27 protein-coding genes, 3 tRNA genes and 1 pseudogene are annotated in these 24,399 nt (G+C 51.0%); 18 read left to right on the forward strand and 13 right to left on the reverse strand.

Annotated features, from left to right (window positions below):
• The first annotated feature begins 5 nt into the window (after positions 1 to 5).
• From cbiK to ldtA, 11 genes are all read left to right on the forward strand, one after another.
• The gene (gene cbiK, locus SK36_RS07155) at positions 6 to 800 is read left to right on the forward strand and encodes a sirohydrochlorin cobaltochelatase (protein ID WP_045444434.1); all 795 of its coding nucleotides are present in this window, start codon (positions 6 to 8) and stop codon (positions 798 to 800) included.
• Positions 797 to 1,510 carry a cobalt-factor II C(20)-methyltransferase gene (locus SK36_RS07160; protein WP_048221158.1) on the forward strand — a complete coding sequence of 238 codons (714 nt, stop codon included), beginning with the start codon at positions 797 to 799 and terminating at the stop codon, positions 1,508 to 1,510. The genes cbiK and SK36_RS07160 overlap by 4 nt, the downstream gene beginning before the upstream one ends.
• The gene (gene cbiM / locus SK36_RS07165; RefSeq protein ID WP_045444427.1) at positions 1,507 to 2,244 is read left to right on the forward strand and encodes a cobalt ECF transporter S component CbiM; all 738 of its coding nucleotides are present in this window, start codon (positions 1,507 to 1,509) and stop codon (positions 2,242 to 2,244) included. The genes SK36_RS07160 and cbiM overlap by 4 nt, the downstream gene beginning before the upstream one ends.
• 2 nt (positions 2,245 to 2,246) lie before the next feature.
• Complete coding sequence (locus SK36_RS07170; RefSeq protein ID WP_006683999.1) at positions 2,247 to 2,528, forward strand: energy-coupling factor ABC transporter substrate-binding protein; 282 nt, start codon at positions 2,247 to 2,249, stop codon at positions 2,526 to 2,528.
• Positions 2,515 to 3,192, forward strand: coding sequence for an energy-coupling factor ABC transporter transmembrane protein (locus SK36_RS07175; RefSeq protein WP_045444423.1), 678 nt, complete (start codon positions 2,515 to 2,517; stop codon positions 3,190 to 3,192). Before SK36_RS07170 ends, SK36_RS07175 begins: the two co-directional genes overlap by 14 nt.
• A gap of 8 nt (positions 3,193 to 3,200) precedes the next feature.
• Positions 3,201 to 4,016 carry an energy-coupling factor ABC transporter ATP-binding protein gene (locus tag SK36_RS07180; RefSeq protein WP_048221159.1) on the forward strand — a complete coding sequence of 272 codons (816 nt, stop codon included), beginning with the start codon at positions 3,201 to 3,203 and terminating at the stop codon, positions 4,014 to 4,016.
• Entirely contained in the window at positions 4,013 to 5,533 is a 1,521-nt protein-coding gene (locus SK36_RS07185) for a cobyric acid synthase (protein WP_048221160.1), read from the forward strand. Before SK36_RS07180 ends, SK36_RS07185 begins: the two co-directional genes overlap by 4 nt.
• Entirely contained in the window at positions 5,530 to 6,075 is a 546-nt protein-coding gene (gene cobU, locus SK36_RS07190; protein ID WP_045444412.1) for a bifunctional adenosylcobinamide kinase/adenosylcobinamide-phosphate guanylyltransferase, read from the forward strand. The genes SK36_RS07185 and cobU overlap by 4 nt, the downstream gene beginning before the upstream one ends.
• Positions 6,072 to 6,815: an adenosylcobinamide-GDP ribazoletransferase gene (gene cobS / locus SK36_RS07195; protein WP_045444409.1), complete on the forward strand. Its 744-nt coding sequence runs from the start codon at positions 6,072 to 6,074 to the stop codon at positions 6,813 to 6,815. The genes cobU and cobS overlap by 4 nt, the downstream gene beginning before the upstream one ends.
• Positions 6,816 to 6,840: 25 nt before the next feature.
• Positions 6,841 to 7,905 carry a nicotinate-nucleotide--dimethylbenzimidazole phosphoribosyltransferase gene (gene cobT / locus SK36_RS07200; RefSeq protein WP_048221161.1) on the forward strand — a complete coding sequence of 355 codons (1,065 nt, stop codon included), beginning with the start codon at positions 6,841 to 6,843 and terminating at the stop codon, positions 7,903 to 7,905.
• A 118-nt stretch (positions 7,906 to 8,023) separates the two neighbouring features.
• The gene (gene ldtA, locus SK36_RS07205) at positions 8,024 to 8,950 is read left to right on the forward strand and encodes a L,D-transpeptidase (protein WP_048222626.1); all 927 of its coding nucleotides are present in this window, start codon (positions 8,024 to 8,026) and stop codon (positions 8,948 to 8,950) included.
• Positions 8,951 to 8,978: 28 nt separating this feature from the next.
• Here ldtA and SK36_RS07210 read toward each other — a convergent pair whose 3' ends face one another.
• The 4 genes from SK36_RS07210 to SK36_RS07225 all read right to left on the reverse strand — a co-directional run bounded on the left by SK36_RS07210 (position 8,979) and on the right by SK36_RS07225 (position 12,720).
• Positions 8,979 to 9,662, reverse strand: coding sequence for an ABC transporter ATP-binding protein (locus SK36_RS07210; protein WP_048221162.1), 684 nt, complete (start codon positions 9,660 to 9,662; stop codon positions 8,979 to 8,981).
• A gap of 10 nt (positions 9,663 to 9,672) precedes the next feature.
• Positions 9,673 to 11,361: an ABC transporter permease gene (locus tag SK36_RS07215; RefSeq protein ID WP_045444400.1), complete on the reverse strand. Its 1,689-nt coding sequence runs from the start codon at positions 11,359 to 11,361 to the stop codon at positions 9,673 to 9,675.
• Positions 11,345 to 12,382 carry an extracellular solute-binding protein gene (locus SK36_RS07220; protein ID WP_048221163.1) on the reverse strand — a complete coding sequence of 346 codons (1,038 nt, stop codon included), beginning with the start codon at positions 12,380 to 12,382 and terminating at the stop codon, positions 11,345 to 11,347. The genes SK36_RS07215 and SK36_RS07220 overlap by 17 nt, the downstream gene beginning before the upstream one ends.
• Before the next feature lie 262 nt (positions 12,383 to 12,644).
• A tRNA-Asn gene (locus tag SK36_RS07225) sits at positions 12,645 to 12,720 on the reverse strand.
• Positions 12,721 to 13,044: 324 nt separating this feature from the next.
• Between SK36_RS07225 and nac the strand changes: the two genes are divergently transcribed.
• Both nac and cbl read left to right on the forward strand, forming a co-directional pair.
• A complete protein-coding gene (nac, locus tag SK36_RS07230) occupies positions 13,045 to 13,962 on the forward strand; it encodes a nitrogen assimilation transcriptional regulator NAC (protein WP_045444396.1) in 918 nt (305 codons plus the stop codon).
• Positions 13,963 to 14,063: 101 nt separating this feature from the next.
• Positions 14,064 to 15,014 (forward strand): HTH-type transcriptional regulator Cbl, encoded by a 951-nt coding sequence (gene cbl, locus SK36_RS07235; RefSeq protein WP_048221164.1) that lies wholly within the window; start codon positions 14,064 to 14,066, stop codon positions 15,012 to 15,014.
• Positions 15,015 to 15,051: 37 nt separating this feature from the next.
• On the opposite strand, the gene SK36_RS07240 is transcribed toward cbl, so the two are convergent.
• Positions 15,052 to 15,127: transfer RNA gene (locus SK36_RS07240), tRNA-Asn, on the reverse strand.
• Between the two features lie 100 nt (positions 15,128 to 15,227).
• Entirely contained in the window at positions 15,228 to 16,025 is a 798-nt protein-coding gene (gene mtfA / locus SK36_RS07245) for a DgsA anti-repressor MtfA (RefSeq protein ID WP_048221165.1), read from the reverse strand.
• Between the two features lie 93 nt (positions 16,026 to 16,118).
• Here mtfA and SK36_RS07250 point away from each other — a divergent pair.
• Positions 16,119 to 16,208 (forward strand) — tRNA-Ser (locus SK36_RS07250).
• A gap of 66 nt (positions 16,209 to 16,274) precedes the next feature.
• On the opposite strand, the gene SK36_RS07255 is transcribed toward SK36_RS07250, so the two are convergent.
• The 7 genes and pseudogenes from SK36_RS07255 to SK36_RS07280 form a co-directional block, all read right to left on the reverse strand.
• The gene (locus SK36_RS07255; protein WP_048222627.1) at positions 16,275 to 17,318 is read right to left on the reverse strand and encodes a tyrosine-type recombinase/integrase; all 1,044 of its coding nucleotides are present in this window, start codon (positions 17,316 to 17,318) and stop codon (positions 16,275 to 16,277) included.
• Positions 17,293 to 17,535 (reverse strand): DUF4224 domain-containing protein, encoded by a 243-nt coding sequence (locus SK36_RS23455; RefSeq protein WP_071667664.1) that lies wholly within the window; start codon positions 17,533 to 17,535, stop codon positions 17,293 to 17,295. The genes SK36_RS07255 and SK36_RS23455 overlap by 26 nt, the downstream gene beginning before the upstream one ends.
• A 70-nt stretch (positions 17,536 to 17,605) precedes the next feature.
• The gene (locus tag SK36_RS07260; RefSeq protein ID WP_048221166.1) at positions 17,606 to 20,077 is read right to left on the reverse strand and encodes a 3'-5' exonuclease; all 2,472 of its coding nucleotides are present in this window, start codon (positions 20,075 to 20,077) and stop codon (positions 17,606 to 17,608) included.
• Between the two features lie 141 nt (positions 20,078 to 20,218).
• A complete protein-coding gene (locus SK36_RS07265) occupies positions 20,219 to 20,545 on the reverse strand; it encodes an RrF2 family transcriptional regulator (RefSeq protein ID WP_048222630.1) in 327 nt (108 codons plus the stop codon).
• 11 nt (positions 20,546 to 20,556) lie between these two features.
• A complete protein-coding gene (locus SK36_RS07270; protein ID WP_136345438.1) occupies positions 20,557 to 20,895 on the reverse strand; it encodes a hypothetical protein in 339 nt (112 codons plus the stop codon).
• Between the two features lie 161 nt (positions 20,896 to 21,056).
• A pseudogene (locus SK36_RS07275) lies at positions 21,057 to 21,197 on the reverse strand (hypothetical protein); the annotation flags it as partial.
• A 273-nt stretch (positions 21,198 to 21,470) separates the two neighbouring features.
• The gene (locus SK36_RS07280; RefSeq protein ID WP_047358007.1) at positions 21,471 to 21,878 is read right to left on the reverse strand and encodes a helix-turn-helix domain-containing protein; all 408 of its coding nucleotides are present in this window, start codon (positions 21,876 to 21,878) and stop codon (positions 21,471 to 21,473) included.
• A gap of 130 nt (positions 21,879 to 22,008) precedes the next feature.
• On the opposite strand from SK36_RS07280, the gene SK36_RS07285 reads away from it, so the two are divergent.
• Genes SK36_RS07285 through SK36_RS07300 form a run of 4 tightly spaced genes read left to right on the forward strand, consistent with a single transcriptional unit; the run spans position 22,009 to position 24,391 of the window.
• Positions 22,009 to 22,236, forward strand: a complete 228-nt coding sequence (locus tag SK36_RS07285) for a transcriptional regulator (protein WP_047357952.1) — start codon at positions 22,009 to 22,011, stop codon at positions 22,234 to 22,236.
• 2 nt (positions 22,237 to 22,238) lie between these two features.
• On the forward strand, positions 22,239 to 22,793 hold the full coding sequence (locus SK36_RS07290) for a toxin YdaT family protein (RefSeq protein ID WP_047357953.1): 555 nt from the start codon (positions 22,239 to 22,241) through the stop codon (positions 22,791 to 22,793).
• 54 nt (positions 22,794 to 22,847) lie between these two features.
• On the forward strand, positions 22,848 to 23,648 hold the full coding sequence (locus SK36_RS07295) for a DUF1376 domain-containing protein (protein WP_048221168.1): 801 nt from the start codon (positions 22,848 to 22,850) through the stop codon (positions 23,646 to 23,648).
• Positions 23,649 to 23,650: 2 nt separating this feature from the next.
• Positions 23,651 to 24,391: an ATP-binding protein gene (locus SK36_RS07300; protein ID WP_047357954.1), complete on the forward strand. Its 741-nt coding sequence runs from the start codon at positions 23,651 to 23,653 to the stop codon at positions 24,389 to 24,391.
• Positions 24,392 to 24,399 lie beyond the last annotated feature (8 nt).

Here is a 24,399-nt window from a genome sequence, read left to right on the forward strand (position 1 = left end):
AAGAGATGAAGAAAGCGCTTCTGGTGGTCAGCTTTGGCACCAGCTACCACGACACCTGCGAGAAAAATATTGTGGCCTGTGAGCGTGATCTTGCAGCCAGTTGCCCTGACCGCGATCTGTTTCGGGCGTTTACCTCCGGGATGATCATCCGCAAGCTCAAACAGCGTGATGGCATCGATATCGACACGCCGCTGCAGGCACTGCAAAAGCTGGCGGAGCAGGGCTATCAGGATGTGGCTATTCAGTCGCTGCACATCATCAACGGTGACGAATACGAAAAAATTGTCCGTGAAGTTCAGAGCATGCGCCCGCTGTTTTCGCGCCTGACGCTGGGTGTACCGCTACTGAGTAGCCACGATGATTACGCGCAGTTGATGCTGGCGCTGCAACAACAGATGCCGCCGCTTAAAGAGAGTGAAAAAGTGGTGTTTATGGGACACGGAGCTAGTCACCATGCGTTTGCCGCCTACGCCTGTCTCGATCACATGATGACGGCGCAGCGTTTTCCGGCCCGTGTAGGGGCAGTGGAGAGCTATCCGGAAGTGGAAGTGATTATTGAAAGTTTGCGTCAGGAAGGTGTAACGGCGGTGCATCTGATGCCGCTGATGTTAGTTGCTGGCGACCACGCCATCAATGATATGGCTTCCGATGAAGATGACTCGTGGAAGACGTTATTCAACGCTGCGGGAATTCCGGCCACGCCGTGGTTAAGTGGTTTGGGTGAGAACCCGGCGGTACGTGCCATGTTCGTGGCACATTTACAGCAGGCGCTGAACGTGGCGCTGGAGGAAGCAGCATGAGCGGTAAATTGTATGCACTCAGCACCGGACCAGGTGCTTCCGATCTGATCACCGTGCGTGCAGCGCGCACTCTTGGCGCACTGGATATTCTCTATGCGCCAGCCGGGCGTAAAGGTGGGGATAGCCTGGCGCTGTCGATCGTGCGTGAATACATTGGTGAACAGACTGAAGTGCGCTGCTGCCATTTTCCTATGAGTGCTGACAGCGCGGAAAAAGAAGCCGTCTGGGACGAGGTCGCTGCCGCGTTGGTACAGGAAGTGAATGCCGGTAAGCAGGTAGGTTTTATCACCCTCGGCGACGCCATGCTGTTTAGTACCTGGGTCTTTTTACTCCAGCGGATTGGCTGCCCTGACTGGTTAGAGATCGTCCCTGGTGTGACTTCTTTTGCCGCTATTGCCGCCCGCTCAAAAACGCCGCTTGCTATGGAGCAGCAGTCGCTGGCAGTTGTCTCCTGTACCGCACCGGAAACAGAAATCCAGCAGGCGTTAAAGCAACATGACAGTCTGGTACTGATGAAAGTGTATGGTCGTTTTGCGCGCATCAAGGCATTGCTACAACAAGAGGGTCTGCTGGACTGCGCGTTAATGATGTCAGAAGCCACGCTGCCGGGTGAGCAGTGCTGGCGTCATCTCAATGAAGTGAGTGACGATCAGCCGCTGCCTTATTTCTCGACCATTCTGGTCAACAAACAGTGGGAGTATGCACAATGAAGCTTGAACAACAGCTAAAACAGCTGTCTTTCAGCGGGTTGGCCGCGGCGCTATTACTGATGATTGTCCCTGAAAAAGCGTTCGCGATGCACATTATGGAAGGTTTTTTACCGCCGATGTGGGCGCTGGCCTGGTGGCTGCTGTTTTTACCTTGTCTGTGGTATGGACTGGTACGCCTGCGTCAAATCGTGCAGGAAGATAACCACCAGAAAGTTCTGTTGGCACTGTGTGGGGCGTTTATTTTCGTTCTGTCGGCGCTAAAAATTCCTTCTGTGACAGGCAGTTGCTCGCATCCGACTGGGGTCGGTCTGGCCGTTATTCTGTTTGGGCCGGGCGTCGTGGCGATTCTTGGTGCGATCGTCTTGTTATTCCAGGCGTTGCTGCTGGCTCATGGCGGTTTGACAACGCTGGGCGCGAACGGCATGTCGATGGCGGTTATTGGCCCGGTAGTGGGTTACATGGTGTGGAAGATGGCCTGTCGCGCGGGGTTCCGTCGTGATGTCTGCGTCTTCCTGTGCGCTATGCTGGCGGATCTTGTGACCTATTTTGTTACCTCGGTCCAGTTGGGTGTCGCCTTCCCGGATCCGGGGGCAGGCGCGATGGGGTCAATTATCAAATTTATGGGGATTTTCTGTCTGACGCAGATCCCAATTGCTATCGCGGAAGGCTTGCTGACCGTGATGATCTACGACCAGTTAACCAAACGTCAGTTGATTACGGCACAAGGACATTAACGATGAAAAAGACGCTGATTCTGTTAGGGATGGTGGTGGCGCTGGTGATCCTGCCGTTCTTTATTAACCACGGCGGAGAATACGGTGGCTCGGATGGCGAAGCAGAAAGCCAGATTCAGGCTATCGCCCCTCATTATGAGCCATGGTTCCAGCCGTTGTATGAACCCGCCAGCGGAGAGATTGAAAGCCTGCTGTTTACTCTTCAGGGATCTCTTGGTGCAGCGGTCATTTTCTACATTCTGGGTTACACCAAGGGCAGACAACGTCGTGATGACCGGGCTTGACAGGCTTAGCTACCAGAGCCGCTGGTTTCATGTCTCACCACAGCGGAAATTCCTGCTCTGGCTGCTGATGATGATCCTGGCCTTTACTCTGCCCCCGATGGGGCAGGGTATTGAGCTGTTACTTATTGCCGCTCTGAGTTGCTGGTTGCTGCGCATTTCTTTCTGGCGCTGGTGCCGCTGGATGGCATTGCCCTTTGGGTTTCTGGTAGTTGGTGTTGTGACGATTTTATTTAGCGTCAGTCGCGATCCGCAGACCTTACTGGCCAGCCTTCCGGTGGGGAGCTACTGGCTGGGGATCACCTCCTCGGGCTTACATACCGCCAATGAGACGTTCTGGCGTAGTCTGGCGGCACTGGCGGCAACATTCTGGCTGGTGCTTAACTTGCCATTTCCGCAGTTAATCATTCTGCTCAAACGTGCGCATGTTCCACGACTGCTCACTGAACAGATCCTGCTGACCTGGCGCTTTATTTTTATTCTGTTAGACGAAGCGCTCGCCATTCATCGCGCACAAACGCTGCGTTTTGGTTATCGTAGTTTGCCGTTGAGCTATCGTTCGCTGGCGATGCTGGTGGGATTGTTGTTTACGCGCGTGTTGATCCGCTATCAACAAATGACCACCACACTGGATATCAAACTGTATCAGGGTGATTTTCACCTGTAAGGAAAAGTATGCTTGCCACCTCAGCGCTTTGGTTTCGCTATCAGGATGACCCCATCCTTAAAGGGCTAACGCTGGACTTTTCTCCGCATGCTGTCACCGGACTGGTGGGAGCGAACGGCTGCGGGAAATCTACGCTGTTTATGAATCTGAGTGGTTTACTACGCCCGCAGCAGGGGGCGGTGATGTGGCAAGGAAAACCGCTGGATTACAGCAAGCGTGGTCTGCTGGCGCTGCGCCAGCAGGTGGCAACCGTATTTCAGGATCCCGATCAGCAAATCTTTTATACCGACATTGACAGTGACATCGCATTCAGTTTGCGCAATCTGGGTGTGGATGAGGCTGAAATTGCCCGACGGGTTGACGATGCATTGACGCTGGTAGATGCGCAACATTTCCGCCATCAGCCCATTCAATGCTTAAGCCACGGGCAAAAGAAACGTGTTGCGATTGCAGGGGCGCTGGTGTTGCAGGCGCAGTATCTGTTACTGGATGAACCCACTGCGGGCCTTGATCCATCGGGTCGTGCGCAGATGATTGAGATTATTAAACGCATTGTGGCGCAAGGAAATCATGTGGTCATTTCCAGTCATGATATCGATCTTATTTATGAAGTTAGCGATGCAGTTTACGTTTTACGCCGAGGAGAAGTGCTGACGCACGGCACGCCGGGTGAGGTATTTGCCCGCACGGATCTTATTGAACAAGCAGGATTAACTCAGCCCTGGCTGGTGAAGCTGCATACACAGTTAGGCTTCCCGCTGTGTAAAACAGAGGCTGAATTTTTTAGCTGTATGCGAGAGAACGCACTGAAGGAGGCGTCATGACGCAGGCAATAATGTTGCAGGGAACGGCATCTGATGTGGGCAAAAGCGTACTGGTTGCCGGACTGTGTCGTATTTTTCACCAGGATGGATTGCGGACTGCACCGTTTAAATCGCAGAACATGGCGCTTAACTCTGGAATAACCCCAGAGGGTAAAGAGATGGGGCGCGCGCAAATTTTTCAGGCAGAAGCCGCAGGGATCACACCGGATGTGCGTATGAATCCGGTGCTGCTTAAACCGACCAGTGACCGTAAAGCCCAGGTCGTGTTAATGGGCAAAGTCGCCACCGATATGGATGCGGTGAGTTACCACGAATACAAACCGCGCCTGCGGGAACAGATTATTTCGGTTTATAACAGCCTGGCTCAGGAGTTTGATGTGCTGGTGCTGGAAGGGGCGGGAAGCCCGGCTGAGATTAACCTACGCGATCGCGATATCGTCAATATGGGCATGGCGGAAATGGCGCAGTGTCCGGTTGTTCTGGTTGCCGATATCGATCGTGGTGGGGTGTTTGCCTCAATTTACGGTACGTTGGCGCTGCTGCACGACCACGAACGCGCCAGAGTAAAAGGCGTAATCATCAATAAATTTCGTGGTGATGTGGCGTTGCTCTATTCCGGTATTGAACAAATTGAAGCGCTGACCGGCGTTCCAGTGCTCGGCGTGATGCCGTGGCTGGATGTTGATCTGGAAGATGAGGATGGTGTCGCGTTGCAAAAAGGCAAATATTTGCGCACCGATAAACGAGATATAGAGATTGCTGTCGTTCAACTACCACATATTTCCAACTTTACTGATTTCAACGCACTGGCGGCACAACCGGACGTTCGCGTTCGCTATGTGCGTCACCCGGAGGAACTGGCGGGTGTTGACCTGGTGATCCTGCCCGGCAGTAAAAATACGTTGGGCGATCTGGTCTGGCTGCGTGAAAGTGGTATGGCGCACGGCGTGTTGCAACTACATCGCCAGCACGTTCCGGTGGTGGGCATTTGCGGTGGTTACCAGATGCTCGGCGATACCATCATTGATGAGGTGGAGTCAGGACTCGGTACGCTGCCGGGGCTGGGGTTGCTCAATACCGTAACCCATTTTGCCCAGAACAAAACAACGACCCTGGTTGAGGGGCAGATGTCCTCCTCTTTGCCTGACTGGCTGGCGGACGCGGCGGGCTTATCCGTTCGCGGTTATGAAATTCATATGGGTGAAACGGAATTAACCACGCAATGCCAGTCGGTGATGACGTTGCACAAAGACGGCGGTAATGTGGCTGATGGCGCGGTAACCCCCGATGGTCTGGCGTTTGGCACCTATCTTCATGGTCTGTTCGACAGCGATGAATTCACTCGTGCGCTGGTTAATGGTCTGCGTGTACGGAAAGGGTTAGCGCCGCTGGATTCCACCTTCCATTACGCGCAATATAAATCGCAGCAGTTTGATCTGCTGGCGGATGCGATGCGGCAACACATCGATATTGAGAAAATTTATACCATCATGCAGCAACATCGGGAGCCAGTATGATGATTCTGGTTACCGGCGGAGCACGCAGCGGCAAAAGTCGGCATGCTGAGGCGCTAATTGCTGATTCTCCGAACGTGCTGTACATCGCGACTTCACAGATTTTTGATGACGAGATGGCTGCACGAATTCAGCATCATCGCGATGGTCGTCCCGCGCACTGGCGTACCGCTGAGCGTTGGCAACATCTTGATGAGCTGATAACGGCGACGAACGATCCACAAGAGGCGATTTTACTGGAGTGCATCACCACGATGGTGACCAATCTGCTCTTTTCACTGGGCGGTGATAGCGATCCCGACAGCTGGGATTACGCGGCAATGGAGACATCCATTGAGGCAGAGATGCATATGCTGATCGAAGCTTGTCAGCGTTGTCCGGCAAAAATCGTTCTGGTTACCAACGAAGTGGGGATGGGGATTGTTCCGGAGAATCGTCTGGCGCGGCATTTTCGTGATATTGCCGGACGAGTTAACCAGCGCCTGGCAGCGGCGGCAGATGAGGTCTGGCTGGTGGTATCTGGAATTGGAGTCAAAATTAAATGAGTAAGTTGTTCTGGGCAATGCTCTCTTTTATCAGTCGCTTGCCTGTTCCGACACGGTGGTCGCAAGGACTCGATTTCGAACAGTATTCGCGCGGAATCGTCATGTTTCCTCTTATCGGCGTAGTGCTAGGGGGACTCTCTGGTCTGGTGTTTATGGCGTTGCAACCCTGGTGCGGTATTCCACTGGCCGCACTGTTTAGCGTGCTGGCTCTGGCGCTGCTGACCGGTGGTTTTCATCTTGATGGCCTGGCGGACACCTGTGACGGCATTTTTTCTGCTCGTCGGCGCGAACGCATGCTGGAAATCATGCGTGACAGTCGCCTGGGGACGCACGGTGGGCTGGCGCTGATTTTCGTTCTGCTGGCTAAAGTGCTGGTGGTGAGCGAACTGGCTTTGCGCGGAACACCGATGCTCGCGGCACTGGCGGCGGCCTGTGTGGCGGGGCGGGGAACCGCTGTTCTGCTGATGTACCGGCATCGTTATGCCCGAGAAGAGGGGCTGGGAAACGTCTTTATTGGCAAAGTAACCGGACGACAAACCTGCGTAACGTTGGGGTTTGCGGCAATCCTTGCCGCAGTACTGCTTCCTGGCATGCGTGGCGTGGCGGCTCTGGTCGTCACGATGGTGGCAATTTTCATTCTTGGGCAATTACTGAAACGCACGTTGGGTGGACAAACCGGCGATACGCTGGGTGCGGCCATCGAACTTGGCGAGCTGATCTTCTTGCTGGCTCTGCTTTGAGTCAGCCTACACATTGAGAACCCTTATGCAGACTTTATCCTCTTTACTCCAGGCGATCCCTTCACCCGATAGTGCTGCGATGTTGAGTGCGCAGAAGCATATTGACGGATTACTCAAACCACCGGGTAGTCTTGGTCGACTTGAATCTCTTGCCGTGCAACTGGCTGGTATGCCGGGCCTTAAGGGTGTGCCGCATGTCGGGGGAAAAGCGATGCTGGTGATGTGTGCCGATCACGGCGTATGGGATGAGGGCGTTGCTGTTTCACCCAAAGTGGTCACGGCTATTCAGGCGGCAAATATGACGCGCGGGACAACCGGGGTCTGCGTGCTGGCGGCTCAGGCGGGTGCAAAGGTTCATGTGATTGATGTGGGGATTGACGCTGATCTTATCCCCGGCGTAGTCAATATGCGTGTGGCGCGTGGTTGCGGCAATATTGCTGAAGGTCCGGCTATGAGCCGCTCTCAGGCTGAAGAACTGCTGCTGGAAGTCATCCGCTATATCCGTGAACTGGCGGATGAGGGCGTGACACTGTTTGGCGTTGGTGAGCTTGGTATGGCAAACACTACGCCCGCAGCAGCGATTGTCAGCGTGTTGACCGGTAGCGATGCTGAGGATGTGGTTGGTATTGGCGCTAACCTTCCACTTTCCCGCGTTGGTAATAAGGTGGCGGTTGTCCGCCGGGCAATTGCCGTCAACCAACCTGACCCCAGTGATGGTATCGATGTGCTGGCAAAAGTCGGCGGCTTTGATCTTGTCGGTATGGCAGGCGTGATGTTAGGTGCTGCCTCCTGCGGTCTGCCGGTGCTGCTGGATGGGTTCCTCTCTTATTCAGCTGCACTTGCCGCCTGCCGGATAGCGCCTGAGATTAAGCCATATTTGATCCCTTCACACTTCTCTGCCGAGAAGGGAGCCAGGACCGCGTTGGCACATCTGGAACTGGAGCCGTATCTCAACATGGGGATGCGTTTAGGTGAAGGAAGTGGTGCCGCGCTGGCGATGCCGATTGTCGAAGCCGCCTGTGCGATGTACAGCAATATGGGGCATTTAGCTGCCAGCAATATTGTGCTACCAGACGGCAAGGAAGCGTAGTCCTCCGTGCCCCGCTGAATGGCGGGGTTTCTTTCTTATGGTGTACGTCGTAAATCCGAAAAACAGATAAAAAAGCTATAATTAACGGATATCTGTTGCGACGAAGGAAAGGACAATGATGCGTCGTGTAAAACTGCTATGTTCGCTTATCATGCTGTTCGCGAGTCAGGGAACACAGGCTGTAAGCTATCCGCTGCCACCCGAGGGAAGTCGTCTGGTGGGAAGTCCTTTGACAATTACGGTTCCGCAAGGAAATACTCAGCCGCTGGAGGCATTTGCTGCGCAGTACGGGCAAGGGCTAAGCAATATGCTTGAGGCCAACCCGGGCGTGGATGTCTATTTGCCTAAATCGGGTTCAACGCTGGTTGTACCGCAGCAGATTATTTTGCCAGATACCGTACGTGAGGGAATTGTCATCAATGTCGCAGAAATGCGCCTTTACTATTACCCTCAGGGCACAAATACAGTTGAGGTTTTGCCGATCGGCATCGGTCAGGCGGGGAGAGAAACGCCACGTAACTGGGTGACAGCAGTAGAGCGGAAGCAGGAAGCACCGGGCTGGACGCCAACGGCGAATACCCGGCGAGAATATGCCGCTCGTGGGGAGAGCTTACCTGCTTTTGTTCCGGCCGGGCCAGATAATCCGATGGGGTTGTATGCCATTTATATCGGCAGGCTATATGCCATTCATGGAACAAATGCCAATTTTGGTATTGGGCTGCGGGTGAGCCAGGGCTGTATCCGTCTGCGTAATGACGATATCAAATACCTTTTTGATACCGTTCCGGTTGGAACGCGCGTTCAACTTATCGACAGACCGGTGAAATATAGCGCAGAGCCAGACGGTAGCCGCTGGGTTGAGGTTCATGAGCCATTGTCCCGAAATCGCGCTGAATATGAGTCAGATAAAAAGATCCCACTACCGGTAACGTCTGCATTGCGTAGTTTTATCACAGGCAGTGATGTGGATGTTAATCGCGCGAATGCAACACTTGAACGACGCTCCGGGATGCCAGTGAATATCGGCCTGATTCATAAATATTAATGAGTAACAGGCGGCCTGTTTTTCGTGATCAAGTAAGACTGGCCGCTTGTTTAATGTGATACTGCCCCATTTTTACGAAACCGATATGGTCTGCCATCAACCGGGCTTCATGTTCACTGTGCGTAACCAGCAGCGCTGTTTGTCCGGCTGCACGCAAAATATCCCGAACCTCACCCCCCAGACGTTCACGGGTTCGCTTATCAAGACTGGAAAAGGGTTCATCCAGCAGCAGGATTTCAGGATGTGGCGCCAGTGCGCGAGCCAGTGCAATACGCTGTTGCTGCCCACCTGAAAGCTCATGGGGATAACGGCTGGCATGGCTATGCAATTCCACCATGTTTAACAGATCTGCCACTCTGGCCTGCTGTTCTTCATGCGGCATACGTCGTAAGCCAAATGCCACGTTTTGTTGTGCCGTCAAATGAGGGAATAATGCATATTCCTGAAAAACCATGCCGACATGCCGTTTTTCCGGCGGCAGATGTACGCCAGGGCCGGCAACGTGCCTCTGAGAAACATAAATATCTCCGCGTTGCAGGCGTTCAAACCCGGCAACAGCACGAAGTACCGTGGTTTTCCCACAGCCTGAAGCGCCCAGCAGACAGGCGATTTCGCCTTTGCGCACAGACATAGAAAATCCGCTCAGCACCGGTTGCTGACTGTTGCCATATGCAACATGCACATCCTGGAGTCGTAATGCAATTTCTGACATTGGTACTCTCTTAACCACGGCGTGTCATCTGGTGACGCACCAGTAAAATAACCGGTAACGTGCCTGCTAAAACAATCATCAGCGCGGCAATTGCCCCTTCTTCATAGGTTCCGCGAGCGGCTTCTGCATACAGTAGCGTTGCCAGCGTTTCGAAATTGACAGGGCGTAAAAGTAGAGTCGTGGGCAGCTCTTTCATCGCATCGGCAAAGACCAGCAATGCACTGCTTACTATTGCTGGTCGTAGTAGCGGTAAATGGACTCGTGCAAATGTACCTGCGCCATTTTCACCCAGCAAACGCGAAGCCTGTTCAAGGGACGGGGGGATACGACCCAGTCCGGAATCCAGCGCTCCGATGGCGATCGCCTGAAAGCGCATCGCACAGCAAATAATCAGCAGGATACCGGCAGACATGAGCGGCAAACCACGAATATCCAGTATATCGGCCAGCCAGCGGTCTACCGCCATAGCCGGCGGCAGAAAACCAATTGCCAGAATAGTGCCGGGCACCGCATAGCCCAAAGAGGCCAGACGCATCACGCCGCGACGAAAGCCTGGCATGGCGTTGTCTGCGGCACTATGACGCGCGCTCCAGGCCACCAGTAAACTGACGCAAACCACTACCAGCGTGGTTCCCGCCGCCAGCAATAGTGTATTTTGCAATGCGGAGAGCAACGAGGCGGAAAGCGGGTTCTTTTCACCTAAACGTTTGACGCTCTCCCACATTAAAAACAGTACCGGGGCAAGGAATCCCAAAATAACTGGCAGCGCAATCACTGAGCCGAGGAGCCATCCCCGCCAGCCGTGCACGCGTGTGGGTTGAATTTCTCGCAGGCTGCGGCTGCTGAATCCTTGCTTTCTGCGACCATAAAACTCCAGCGTCAGAATGAAGAAGATAAACATCAGCATCATGCAGGCGATTTGTGCAGCAGCGGATAAATCAGAACGGGAGATCCATGTGGTGTACACAGTGACCGTTAATGTTTGTACCCCGAGAAACTCCGACGCGCCAATATCGTTAAGCGTTTCCAGAAGTGCCAGACTGACACCGACTGCCAGCGCCGGACGCGCCATTGGCAGAGCTACGCGAAAGAAAGTCCCGGTTGCGCTGCACCCAAGCGTACGGGCTGCTTCCAGTAAATGGGCGGGCTGGCTGATGAACATGGCCCGGGTCGTCAGATAAACGTAAGGGTAAAGTACTAAACCGAGCAAAATAATGGCACCAGAAAGTGAACGTAGATCTGGCAGGCGGAACTGTCGTGGGCTGTCAAAGCCCAGTAAAAAACGGATGAATGTTTGCAGTGGGCCGATTGGATGCAGTAAATCGAGCCAGGCGAAGGCGACGATATAAGTCGGCATCGCCAGTGGCAACAACAGTGCCCAACTGAGAATTTTGCGACCTGGGAAGTCCCACGCCGTTACGGCCCACGCGCTACCAACGCCAATCACGCCCACCATCACAGCGACTCCCGCCAGCAGAAGTACTGTGTTTTTTAATGCTGAGGGCAATACAAACGCGATGAGATTATCCCAGTGAGATAAATCAGCCTGTGTAGCCTGCCAGATAAGCGCAACTATGGGTGTCAGGACACCTAGCGCAATGCATAACGCGCTAAGATGCAATGGTGTTAATAATGACTGCGGCCCGGAAACCAGGCCGCGTAACGTCGGAAACTGTAGCGATTTATTGATCGAATCCAACTTTATCTACCAGGAGGCTAGCTTGCTTACGGTACTTCACGATTTCGGTTAACGGAATTTTATCTACGTCGATTTCACCGATAGTGGCACTAATAACCGGATCGAGCGTAACGCCTTTTAGTACCGGATACTCAAAGTTTGCTTTCGCGTATTGCTGCTGAGCGGGTGCGGAAACCAGGTATTCCATCAGTTTAATAGCATCTGCTTTATTAGGTGCATAGCGGGCTACGGCTGCACCGCTGATATTGACGTGCGTGCCACCATTTTCAAAGGTTGGCTTAACGACTTTAATCGCATCGCCCCACTGACGGGCATCGCTGCCTTGTTTGGCATTTTTCATATGGCCGACGTAATAGGAGTTAGCCAGGCCAATATCACAAATACCACCGAGGATATCGCGAGCTACGTCACGGTCGCCGCCGGTGGCTTTACGTGCCAGGTTAGCTTTCACACCGCGTAGCCACTCTTCTGTTTTGGCTTCACCGTGATGCGCAATCATGGCGGCAATCAGCGCCGTGTTATACGGGTGCTGTCCGGAACGGATACACACTTTACCTTTGTATTCAGGGCTTGCGAGTTGTTCGTAATGCCAGTTATCAATTGGCAGAGACTTCTCAGCGTAAAGTACGCGTGCTCGCATAGAAAGCGCAAACCACTGGTTATCTTCACCTCGCAGATTGGCCGGGATTGCAGTCTTCAACGTTTCGGACTGCACAGGTTGTGTCACGCCAGCTTCAACTAAATCGATGAGATTTCCGGCATCGACGGTCATCAGCAGATCTGCAGGGGAGTTTTTACCTTCTGCTTTTACACGCTCAAGCATGCCATCCTTGATATAAACGGTGCTTACTTTTATACCGCTGGATTGCGTCCAGCTATCAAGCAGGGGCTGAATCAGACCCGGTTCGCGGGTGGTATAGAGTGTTAACGTATCCTGGGCGAAAGCCGGCAGGCTAACGGAGAGTACCAGGGCTGATGCAAGCGTGATACGGCGCAGTCCAGTGCGAGGCAGAGCATTCATCGTTTATATCCCAGAGTAATTGGAACGTTCAGTGAACGAGCGAGCGCTCGTCCTTTCGGCAGTCGTACAATAAATGATAATCACTAGCACTTACAATAATTGCAAAGTTGAAACGATTTACATTTACACAACTTTAATCATTGGTGTGATGTGGCATCCGGCAGGTGAAAAACTGTTGGGAAGGGTGCTTAAGGAATGAGGTTTTTAATGGCAGTAAAAAAGCAAAAAGCCTGCTTAGTTTCCTGAGCAGGCTTCTTAAATTTGGCTCCTCTGACTGGACTCGAACCAGTGACATACGGATTAACAGTCCGCCGTTCTACCGACTGAACTACAGAGGAATCGTGTGAACGAGGCGCATATTAGCGAGGGTCGTAGGGGTTGTCAAAGGGGTAAATGCAAATGTGTGTTTGTTTGCTGACAAAATCAACAAAGCGACGATCTTTCAATCTTTTTATGTTTTTGCTCCATTCTGGTGCGCGCCTACCCGTGTTGGGGCAGGCAGAAAACTGCGCAAAGCATCGAGAATAGTTATTATTCACCATCGGCCCTTATTTTTCGGGTGGTTAGCGCGATTAACCGCAGCCAGGCGAAACTGGCAAGCATCTTGCAACCTGATAAATATGACTGCCAGCACGGGTTCTGGTATTCCGACAGGAGGCAAAATGAACTTCAGACGACTGAAATACTTCGTAAAAATCGTCGATATTGGTAGCCTGACCCAGGCCGCGGAGGTGTTGCACATTGCGCAACCTGCGCTGAGTCAGCAGGTTGCTACGCTGGAAGGTGAACTGGATCAGCAATTGTTGATTCGTACCAAGCGCGGCGTGACGCCAACTGAGGCCGGAAAGGTTCTTTATACTCACGCCCGGACTATCTTGCGTCAGTGTGAACAGGCGCAGCTCGCGGTCAATAATGTCGGGCAGACGTTGAGCGGGCAGGTGTCTATTGGGCTCGCACCTGGAACTGCCGCATCCTCAATAACGATGCCGTTATTACAAACTGTACGTGCCGAGCTGCCGGATGTTTTGGTTTACCTGCATGAAAACAGTGGCGCAGTGCTCAACGACAAACTGCTCAGTGGTCAACTTGATATGGCTGTGCTCTATGAGCGTTCGCCGGTGGCTGGGATTTCCAGTCAACCATTGCTAAAAGAAGATCTTTTCCTTGTTGGCACGCGTGACTGTCCGGGTCAAAGTGTTGATTTAATCGCAGTAGCTCAAATGAATCTGTTTCTTCCGCGAGATTATAGTGCGGTACGTTTACGTGTGGACGAAGCCTTTTCGCTACGTCGCTTAACGGCCAAAGTAATCGGGGAAATCGAGTCCATCTCCACATTAACTGCAGCTATTGCAAGCGGTATGGGGGTGACTGTTTTGCCTGAGTCGGCCGCTCGTTCATTATGTAATGCCGCAAATGGCTGGATGGCCCGGATTACAACGCCGTCGATGAGCTTGCCATTATCGCTGAATGTATCGGCCAGAGGGAGTTTGTCGCCGCAGGCACAAGCGGTAAAAGAAATTCTGTTATCACTGGTCAGCCGTCCGGCGCTGGAAAACCGCGAATTGCAGCTGGTCAGTTAAACCTTATTCCCGACAGGAATAAGATGCAGGTTTTTATTATTTGTTATGCCGGGCGTCAGACTTTAACAATAGAGTAATGTCTGATGTACCCGGAGCGAAGCGTGAATTTCCAGCAACTTAAAATTATCCGCGAGGCGGCCCGTCAGGATTACAACCTGACGGAAGTCGCGAACATTCTTTATACCTCGCAGTCGGGCGTAAGCCGGCATATTCGCGAGCTTGAAGATGAACTCGGTATTGAAATATTTATCCGGCGCGGTAAACGCCTGCTGGGCATGACTGAGCCGGGCAAAGCATTGCTGGTTATCGCCGAACGTATTCTTAATGAAGCCAGTAATGTTCGCCGACTGGCGGATTTGTTTACAAATGACACGTCCGGTGTTCTGACGATTGCTACCACGCACACACAGGCTCGCTACAGCCTGCCGGCGGTGATTAAGGCATTTCGCGAACTCTTTCCTGAAGTCCGTCTTGAGTTAGTACAGGGGACGCCGCAAGAAATTGACGTGCTATTGCGAAATGGCGGGGCAGATATCGGGATTGCCAGCGAACGGTTAAGTAGCGATCCACTGCTGGTGGCCTTTCCCTGGTTCCGTTGGCATCACAGCCTGCTTGTTCCTCATGATCATCCGTTAGTTCAGGCTTCTCCATTGACGTTAGAGTCTATTGCTCACTGGCCACTAATTACATATCGACAAGGAATTACGGGACGTTCCCGCATTGATGAGGCATTTGCGCGTAAAGGACTGGTGCCCGATATTATCCTTAGCGCTCAGGACTCGGATGTGATTAAAACCTATGTGGCATTGGGACTGGGGATTGGACTGGTGGCGGAGCAATCCAGCGGTGAGCAGGAAGAGGGCACGTTGATCCGTCTGGATACCCGGCATTTATTTGATGCGAATACCGTCTGGCTTGGCCTGAAACGAGGTCAATTACAGCGTAATTACGTCTGGCGATTCATTGAGTTATGTAATGCGGGCTTATCGGTGGATGAGATCAAACGACAGGCTATGGAGCCAGATGAAGTGATGATTGATTATCAGATCTAAAGCAAAAAGCCCGCTAAAAAGCGGGCTTTTCTAAATTTGGCTCCTCTGACTGGACTCGAACCAGTGACATACGGATTAACAGTCCGCCGTTCTACCGACTGAACTACAGAGGAATCGTGTGAACGAGGCGCATATTACTGACCTCACTATATCGTGTCAACAGTAAAATTAGCACGCCATATCAATTGGTTAATTAATCCTCAAAACGTAGTATTAATGCACATTCGATGAGCGATAATCGTCATCTTCCCGGCTATCGCGCAACCGTAGCATTGGGTTTTGCCGATAGAACTGGAAGAACCTCTGCCATAATGCGGGAAAACGCGGTGCAAACAATTCGGGAGCGCTGAAAAAATACTCGGATAATACGGCAAAACATTCGGCAGGATCGGTCGCAGCATATGCATCTATACTGCATGCGGTTTCACCCACCAGATCGATTTCGTCCTGAATGTTGTTCATTGCCGCATGCAGATCGTGTTCCCAGTTTGCAATTTCTCGCAAAGGGATTGCCGGGACGCCGCTGGCGCGATCACCATTACGCATATCAAGTTTATGCGCCACTTCATGGATAATCAGATTAAAGCCGGAGGCATCGAAGGAATCCTGGATATCGAGCCAGTTCAGGATGATCGGACCTTGCTGCCAACTCTGTCCGGACTGAACTACGCGTTGATTATGCACCAGCCCAATATCATCTTCCCACTCGTCATCCACGACAAATGGGGCAGGGTAGATGAGCACTTCGTGAAAACCATCAAGCCACTCAATACCCAATTCCAGTATGGGCAAACAGAAAAGCAAAGCTATACGCGCACTTTTCAGTGGGTCCAGTTCAAATCCCTGAAGGGCAACTAACCTTTTTTGTTGTAAAAAGCGTTCGGCCAGGGCGATCAGTCTGGCTTGTTCTTGTTCAGTGAGATTCACCAGAAGAGGAATTGCCAGGGCATCATCCCAGGGCCACTCATCATTACGGATTGTTTCTTGTTCTTTCCAGGGCCACTTAATCATCGTTTTGCTCGCAAACTCGTCACTTGAACGAAATTGACGGAACTGGGTCTGTTAAAATGCCAAATTACCTGGCATCATGGCAACCGCCAGAACGGAGAGATGCCAGAGCGGCTGAATGGACCGGTCTCGAAAACCGGAGTAGGGGCAACTCTACCGGGGGTTCAAATCCCCCTCTCTCCGCCACTATTCAAACACTTAGCTCAATTCCTTTCAACGACTCATGTCACACTTGGTATAGTGTTGGTATATTCACTTGGTATAAAACTCGCCATCATCATCTTCTGATTTGCCCAAGACTGGAAGATCCAATGTGGGAGAAATTTTCACTTTTCTGTCATAAACCACAACCTGGCTTTCAGTTTTGTGACCTGAGAATAGTTGTTTGTCCTTACTCGAGCCTTCGTAATCAGATATCCCCTTGGCTTTGAGATCATGAAAAGTACACGGCAGTTTTCTATCTAGTTTTTTTCCTGCTGCTTCCCTTGCGGTTTCCCACAGATCGTTAAACCCACTTTTCGAGTATTTAGTTTTTTTGCTGCTACAGATAACCGTTTCCCGCCCACCCAGAGTTTTTGCAAGTTCGATGGCGTTATGAAGCCGTTCAGTCCAGACTTTTATTTGTTTAGTCCCGGTCTTTCCCTGCTGGATAAAAATGCCTTCCTCGCTTACTTGCGACCATTTGAGAGAAAGAACATCCGAAACGCGAGCCGCACATAAGTAAGATATCTCCATGCCAACCCGGAGAGCTGGTGCCGCCTCTTCATAAATTGCCTGATATTCTTCGTCTGTCACGTACACGTCACGGGCTTTTAAAGAGAACTTGCGTACTCCTTTGCACGGATTTCCTTTCACATACCCTCGTTCATATCCCCATGAGAAAACACGCGACATCCCGCCGAGTTCTTGGTTTGCCTGGTTAATACTGCGTTGGCCACGTTTATCCATATAGATCCTGACCATCTCAATTTTTATGTCATCTGCTCGCATATTCCCGAACACTAGAACCAGGTTTTTTTCATACGACCTGTAATCAGTCTGCGTTCGTGGAGCCAGTTCAGCAAAAGCTGGGCTGCTGGTGAATAACTTCCATAATTTAGAAAATGTCATTACGTCTGAGCGCTTGGCTTTTTCTTCCTCATAACGCGCCCATAGCCGGGACATACTCGTCCCGGTAATAGGTGCAAGAGTTACGCTTTGTTTTGTTCCTTTTGGCTTCCACACATAGCTATAACGGTTTTTAGTTACGCGTGGCGGGAGGTGCTTGTCTTTAGGATCTTTTCTTGGTCTGCCCATTGATTGCGTCGTAATTTGGCTCAAGTGCAACATATTCATCGACCTTAGGTAATTCAGAAACTCCGGGATCAATACTTCTGCGCAATACAATTGGGCGGTTCCGCCCATCAGTGGTGAACGGTATGCCGTGACACCGCAGCTGTCGCTGCTGGTGGGTGTAGCGCTGATAGCCAGTAATTTCTGCAATTTCCTGAGGAGACAGTGTAAGTTCGTGCATAGCTCATCTCTCTGATGGCCTGCCTGTAGAAACATACCAGGCAGGATCCGTAAATTGTGAAATTAGAAAATCAGTTTGCAGTCAGGCGTTGCCAGATTGCAGAGACGTATTTGACCTGATGCCGGGCGTCAGAAAGCGCATTGTGCATTTCGCCTTCAAACGGGATGTCGAAGCGTGGATTGATACCGACAGATTTACCCAGCTCGACCATGGTCCTTACGTCCCTGTCATTCCAGAACGGAACAGCGAAGGGGGTATCTGTTAACGCGTATGCGCGGCGAAGAATGACGTTATCAAACGAGCATCCATTACCCCACATCTGAATGGTGTGACTACCGTTAGCAGCATTTTCAGCAATAAAGTCAGCCAGAAGTTCGAGAGTCTCAAGCAGCCCCATGGCTTCATCAACAAGAATGGCAGAGCGGGCTTCAGATGATTGTTTCAGCCACCACTGAATTGTAGAGGCATCCGGTTTCATGCCAAACGACATCGATGACTCCAGACTGACAACCTGGTAAAACTCGGCACCAGTGTTACCAGTTGAAGGATCAAAAAATACAGCGCCAATAGAGACTATTGGGGCATCAGGACTGTTGCCCATAGTTTCCATATCAACCATCAGGTGAGTATAAAAAGCGTTCAGGGTATCCGTATCAATATGGTGAACGGGTTCATTATTCAGGGAAGCTGACGCGTCACCAGTTGCATCAGCGCTTTTAACTGGCAAAACTGCTGTTTCGCTCTGAGACACTTCAGGATTAGCTTTGATTTCGCTGTTGTCAGTTTTTTCCATCTGCACATCGCTGGTGGTTTCCTCGGTATTGGCTTGATGTAATTTTTCTTCGACGGCGCGCTGGCGTACCTGGTCTGCGACAGAAAGCGCTGGCGCCGGCTGGTTACCCATCAGGCCATCAATGGAGAAAACACCGTTGCCCATGTTGGCGATTTCTGGTTGCTCGGTTATTGCCTTCTGTTCAGCTGTGGACTTCTCTTTAATCTCGTTTTCCCAGCTTTTTTCTGGTACGTGACCGGCTGCCGCCAGGGTTTCTTCAGTTGGGTGCTGGTGGTCGGTTTCAGTCAGGTTTTTGTTGATGTAACGGCTCAGCAGTTCCGGGAAATGGTGAGTGTTTTCTTCTGCACTACGAATAAGCGCGAAAATAGCGGCGCGGGAATAATCCAGAATGCCAGCGCGTTTGCGCAGGGCGGCGGACCACTCTTTGAACGGGCTTTCGTTTTTAGAAATGATCTCTTTTGCACGACGGAAAACGCCACCAGGAATATCGTAGATGTTGAAATCCATTGGAAGTGTGGCCAGCGCAATATCAATGTCCAGAGTGTCCAGCGTGTGGACAAGTTCCGGGTTGCGATCGGTCCCATTGCCGCCGCCAGCGTTGGTTCCGGAGTCAGTGCGCTGAATCTGCGACACGCGATTGCCTTTACACCACTCTTTAACCAGCAGCCCACGGTCAATGTGTTCAGTGTTGAACCAGGCCTTAAAGAACTGAATTACGGTAGACAGATCCACTCGTTTACCATCAACCGGGAAAATAGTTTTTAGCGCGCTGACAATTTTCCAGATATCGATCTCTGGCGCTTTCTTGAATGGTTCTACATTCTCGGCGGCAAGCAGCAGATTTTGCACGTAGCTGTTATCCACATCCAGCTCAAGTTCCTGAATGGTTTTCTTCTGTTCAGTATCAATATGGTAAGCATATTCATCAGAAATAAACTGAGCCAAAAGGCGCTGGCGTAGCGGGAGAGTCGCAACGGTAATGAGTTCTGGCGTTACAGGTGGAACGGTGGGCTCATCACCCACAATTCGTGCTTTCTTATCGTTAACCCACTCCTGCACGGTTTGAGTCCGCGCTTTCGGTTCCGCAATCCATTCGGTAATAAATTCCTCAAATGAAGCAATGGTATAGACCTGCTCACGGTCGAAGACTTCTTTTATTGCGTTTGCCAGGTTCCACTCGACATGAGCAGAAAGCTCTTTCGCCGCTGGCACATTTGCAACGGCCAGTAACAGGTTTTGTATATAGAGATCATTTTCGTCCAGTTCCATTTGTCCGATCTGGACGTGCCGCGCTTCACTGATTTCCTTCTCTTCACCGTCATTTAACAGGTGCGCAATCAGCCGCTGAGACAGGCGCAGGCGAGATATGGGGCGGAGCAATGCTGGCGCATCGCTGGTGGGTACATTGGCACTGGAGGTTTCAGGTTTTTGCTGGCTGGAAGCCTCCAGATTTTCATTATCCGGCTTCTGTTTCAGTTGCCACGTTTGCTGGTCTTCTGCCAGTTCGTAACGATCGCACCATGTGTCATCAAGTGTGCTTTCCTCAGGAAGATCGTCAACAACAAACCAGTTGGTGCGGACAGGTAATTGATAGTCGGCGCCACGACCGACGGCAATATCGTTATCTTCGAGAATATTGAGGATTTCGCGTTCTGCACGGGAATCTGATTTCGCAGAGAACCAGCAAAACAGGTTTTTTGCCTCAGTTGCTTTCGCTTTGGCTTTAATAAGATACGCATACGTTAACATTGCGTTCGGGCTCCATAGGATTGTAAGATACCCGGCAGCTGATGATCGCCGCCTAAGGTAGTGGTTATTGGTCAAAACTCGTTCCGGAAAGCTTTGGTCGGCTGACCGGGTACTTAACCCGCCTTGCGCGGGTTTTGTGCTTTATGGGGTAGGGGATTTTCCCTGCGCCAGCTTTGCGACGGGGACCCACTCCAGAGCATTCAGCACGGGTTCAAATGAATCAGGCGTGTGAGTAACGGCGCGAACAACGTCAGCCACACTGGGGTTTGCTTTGCTAAGATGGTACCCGCCACCGGCGCCACGCTGACTGGTAACAATTTCACTGCTGCGCAGCTTCGAGAAAATCTGCTCGAGGTAAGACACAGACAGCTTTGATTCCTTGCTGATTGATGCGATGGAAACCGGACTGCCGTTGTAAATCCTGTTGAGGATGGCAACGGCCTGAACTGAAGCCACCACACGTTTCATTCCAAACTCCATCACGCATCCTTTGCCGGTTCGCGACCGTATCCAGGGTTATCGTTCAAGGCATCACTCAGAACCTGCATTGCCTCATTGTGTGGGAGAGTCAGAGCAAGTTTGATCGCCGTTCCAAGAGCTTCAGCCGCACATTCAAATTTACGAGCGAGCCTGGCTGTTTCATCAACTTGTTCGCCCATCGCTTCTATTTCAAAGTTGTGCTCTGTCCAGACTTCATCCATCACATCACTTTCAACTTCTTCACGTAATGCTTCTTTAACTTCCAGAACAGGCAAAACGCCGATTAATGCCTCAGCTGGTGCGCTGCTGAAGCGCAATGCCAGATCGTTAGCTGACATAAAAACCTCCGGAAAAAAGCCCGCCACGGGACGGGCAAAGAACACTTTTCCAATTTAACCAGAACAGGTCTTCGTCTCCTGTTTGGTTACGATGGTGGTATTACCATCACAATGCCCTGTGCACCGGGCATGAGGCTGGCAACAGCCATTGGTCAAACTCGTTATGAACGAACTGCAGTCTGTTGGTCGGCAGACGGGTCGCCCTTCTGGGCGAGCATGTAGCAAATCAGTCGAATGATTACTTCAATGCGATTTAGATGTACGGCCTGACACCGCACTGGTTTACGTGCGAAATCGATCATGGATTTATCCTCTTGCGTTGCCCTTGTCGCCAGGCTGGCGGAACGTTGAACCTGCTGCGTGTTAATACTTGTCATCTCATCCGGTGATTCGTATGCCGCCGGCAGCTACTTCGTGGGCGTCCTGCCTCGATGACTGTCTTTGTGTTGGGAATAGTATTATCGATTGAATCGATATATGTCAAATTAAATCGATATCAATGCGTGTGAACAACTCACCGATCAGTTTATCGGATTGATTTCGCGTGCTTTATGAAGGGTACAGGAGTGGAGGGGCTACTCGTTACTGGGGATTATCTTTCGTTTTTTTAGGTAAGCAGTAGCTACATCATCAAGCTCTTGCAGTCGCAGTTCGATCAACTTAACTATCTTTTCTCTCTCATCGTCAGTGGGCAAAAGCTCAAATTGCTCCAATAGCTTTTGTTCCTGGGCCGACTGAGGTTGACGTTTTTTTTCTGATGTTATGGCAGGAATAGTGTCAGCTTCAGTTTCTTCAAGAAAAAACCAATAGAGTGGATAGCCTGTAGCGGACTGTAGCCTATCTAGAATGTCAGCTCTTGGAAGTATATTAGAGTTACACCAGCCATTTACTGACTGGGCTTTTACTCCCAGTCTGCGTGCAAGTTCCGATTGAGATATTCCAAGATCATGGATGGCTTTTTGTAATCGCTTTCCGAAGTTCATATTCCTAGCCCGCTCAAAAACATACATCCGATTATACAGATTTTATCTGTAGCTCAACCTATCGATATAATTTGACGATATCGAAATAATTTGATTTACTCGTTTCACGTTCACTACTCGAGATAAATCAATGAAGCTCACAACACAAAAGAAAATGTTAGCCATATGCAGTCAGGCAGAACTGGGGCGCCGTCTAAATCGGCGAGCTCAAACAGTTAATGGATGGTTCAAGAAAAAGGTACCCGGCGAGCTTGTTGTTCGCGTATCCAAAGCTCTCAATTGGCAAATTACACCACACGAGTTGCGACCGGACCTTTATCCAAATCCCACTGATGGTTTACCTCAAAAGGAGGCTTAATCATGCAATCAGTAACATATCAACATCATAGCCAACGCTTAGCTGTTCCGTTGAAAACGCAAAATCATTTTAAACCCCAGCGCCGCGACAGCATTCAGCACCGCGTCATATTGGCAGCTGTTCGTGAATGGGAATCGACATTACCAGGACAGGCACAGGAGCGGATCGCTCAGCTGGTGGCTGAAGAGTGGGCCAAAGCAGATGGTCGCGGAATTGCTGTTAATAAACAGAATTTATTCCGATATCTGAAAAACGAAGGAGGGTCAGAAAAGTATACGGCTTACGTTATGCAGCTGTCAGGTTCAATCATTGCTGCTATGCCAGTTCAGATTGCCAGGAAGCACGGGTTAAGTAATGCGAGCACAGAAGCGGAGCTGGTGGCCAACGCTATCAAAGAATGCAGTGAGGCACATCAGGCGAAATTAATCGGCGCTCCGTTACAGAAACTGGAGAAGGAAATTCGTGAAGCAGCAATCGCTTTGTTCAACATGTTACCAGCTGATGCGGCGGGACCACTACTGGCGAGTTTAAGCGCCGTAGCGCCGCAATTGTTTTAATCGAGTTTTGAGCAATAACCATTACGCGCCGGGAAACCGGACAAGGGAGTAACCATGGCAGCTCTGCCTTACATGCAACTTTACATTGCTGATTACCTGGCGGACACCATGCATCTGTCTACAGAAGAGCATGGCGCATACCTGCTACTGATGTTCAATTATTGGCAAACAGGTCGCCCAATCCCCAAAAACCGACTATCGAAAATTGCACGGCTGAGTAACGACCGTTGGGATGCCGTTGAACCTTCGTTGAAAGAGTTTTTTAACGATAACGGTACCGAATGGGTACAGGAGCGTATAGAGCGTGATCTGGAGGCGGTTAAAAACTCAATCAGCCAAAAGTCAGCAGCTGGAAAAGCATCCGCTCAGGCGAGAAAAGCTAAAAAAGGAGCGAATAACCAACAAAATAACAACGGGTGTTCAACGGGTGTTGAGCTGCCGTTGAAACAGAACGCCAACGGAAACCCAACTAATAAAGATCCAGATACAGATACAGATCTAAAAGAAAACCAAGAGAGAGAGTTATACGCGCCAGGTGGCTTTTTACCTCCCATAGGCAAATTTCCGATTACAGATGACTGGACACCTGGTGATGACTTTGTACGCCAGGCTGCGCAGTGGGGAATAAATCTTGGGGATCTACCAGGGTATACCGCCGTCGAATTACAGCAGTTCCGGGACTACTGGAAATGCGAAGGGAAAGTTAAACATCACATCCAGTGGGAACAGACTTTTGCTTCCAGCCTGAAAACATCACGCGCCAAATCTTCCTCACCATCGGCAGGTACACGTCGACAGGCTGGCTTTGGCGTTTCACAACCTGACACTCAGATCCCGCCGGGATTCAGGGGGTAATGATGAAATCGACGCATGATTTGCTTGGCCGTCTGCGTAATCTCATGCCTGCAGGTGTTCAGCCGAAATTTACCAGCAGTCAGGAGTTAATGGCCTGGCAGCAGGAAGAAGGGCGAAAGCGCGCAGCTGAGCTGGAAAAACAAAATCAGCGTAACCGTTCAGAAAGGATTTTTGGGCGCTCAGGGATCTGCGAGTTGCACAGGGGGTGCTCATTTGCAAATTACCAGGTGAGCAACGACGGGCAGAAACACGCGCTGACGATGGCAAAGAGCTACGCCCATAACTTTGGGAATGGCTTTACCAGTTTTATATTCAGCGGCAGTTGCGGAACAGGGAAAAATCATCTTGCCGCGGCAATCGGGAACTACCTGCTTCAGCACGATTATTCCGTTCTGGTCGTGACAATACCTGATTTGATGCTTCGCACCCGCAAGTGCTATGACGAGGGCCAGTCTGAGTCCGATTTGCTGGATGATTTGTGCAAGGTTGATTTGCTTGTTCTTGATGAGGTTGGTGTTCAACGTGATACGCGCAATGAGTGGGTATTACTTAATCAGATAATCGATCGCCGTATGGCGTCAATGAAACCAGTGGGGGTACTTACAAACCTGAATTATGACGAATTATCAAAAGTTCTGGGTGAGCGGGTCATGGACCGCTTAACCATGGATGACGGTATCTGGGTAAATTTCGCCTGGGGAAGTTATCGAAAAAATGTGACCCACTTACGGGTCGTGAAGTAACCAAAACG

The sequence above is a fragment of the Citrobacter sp. MGH106 genome (assembly GCF_001037495.1).
Lineage (GTDB): Bacteria > Pseudomonadota > Gammaproteobacteria > Enterobacterales > Enterobacteriaceae > Citrobacter > Citrobacter murliniae.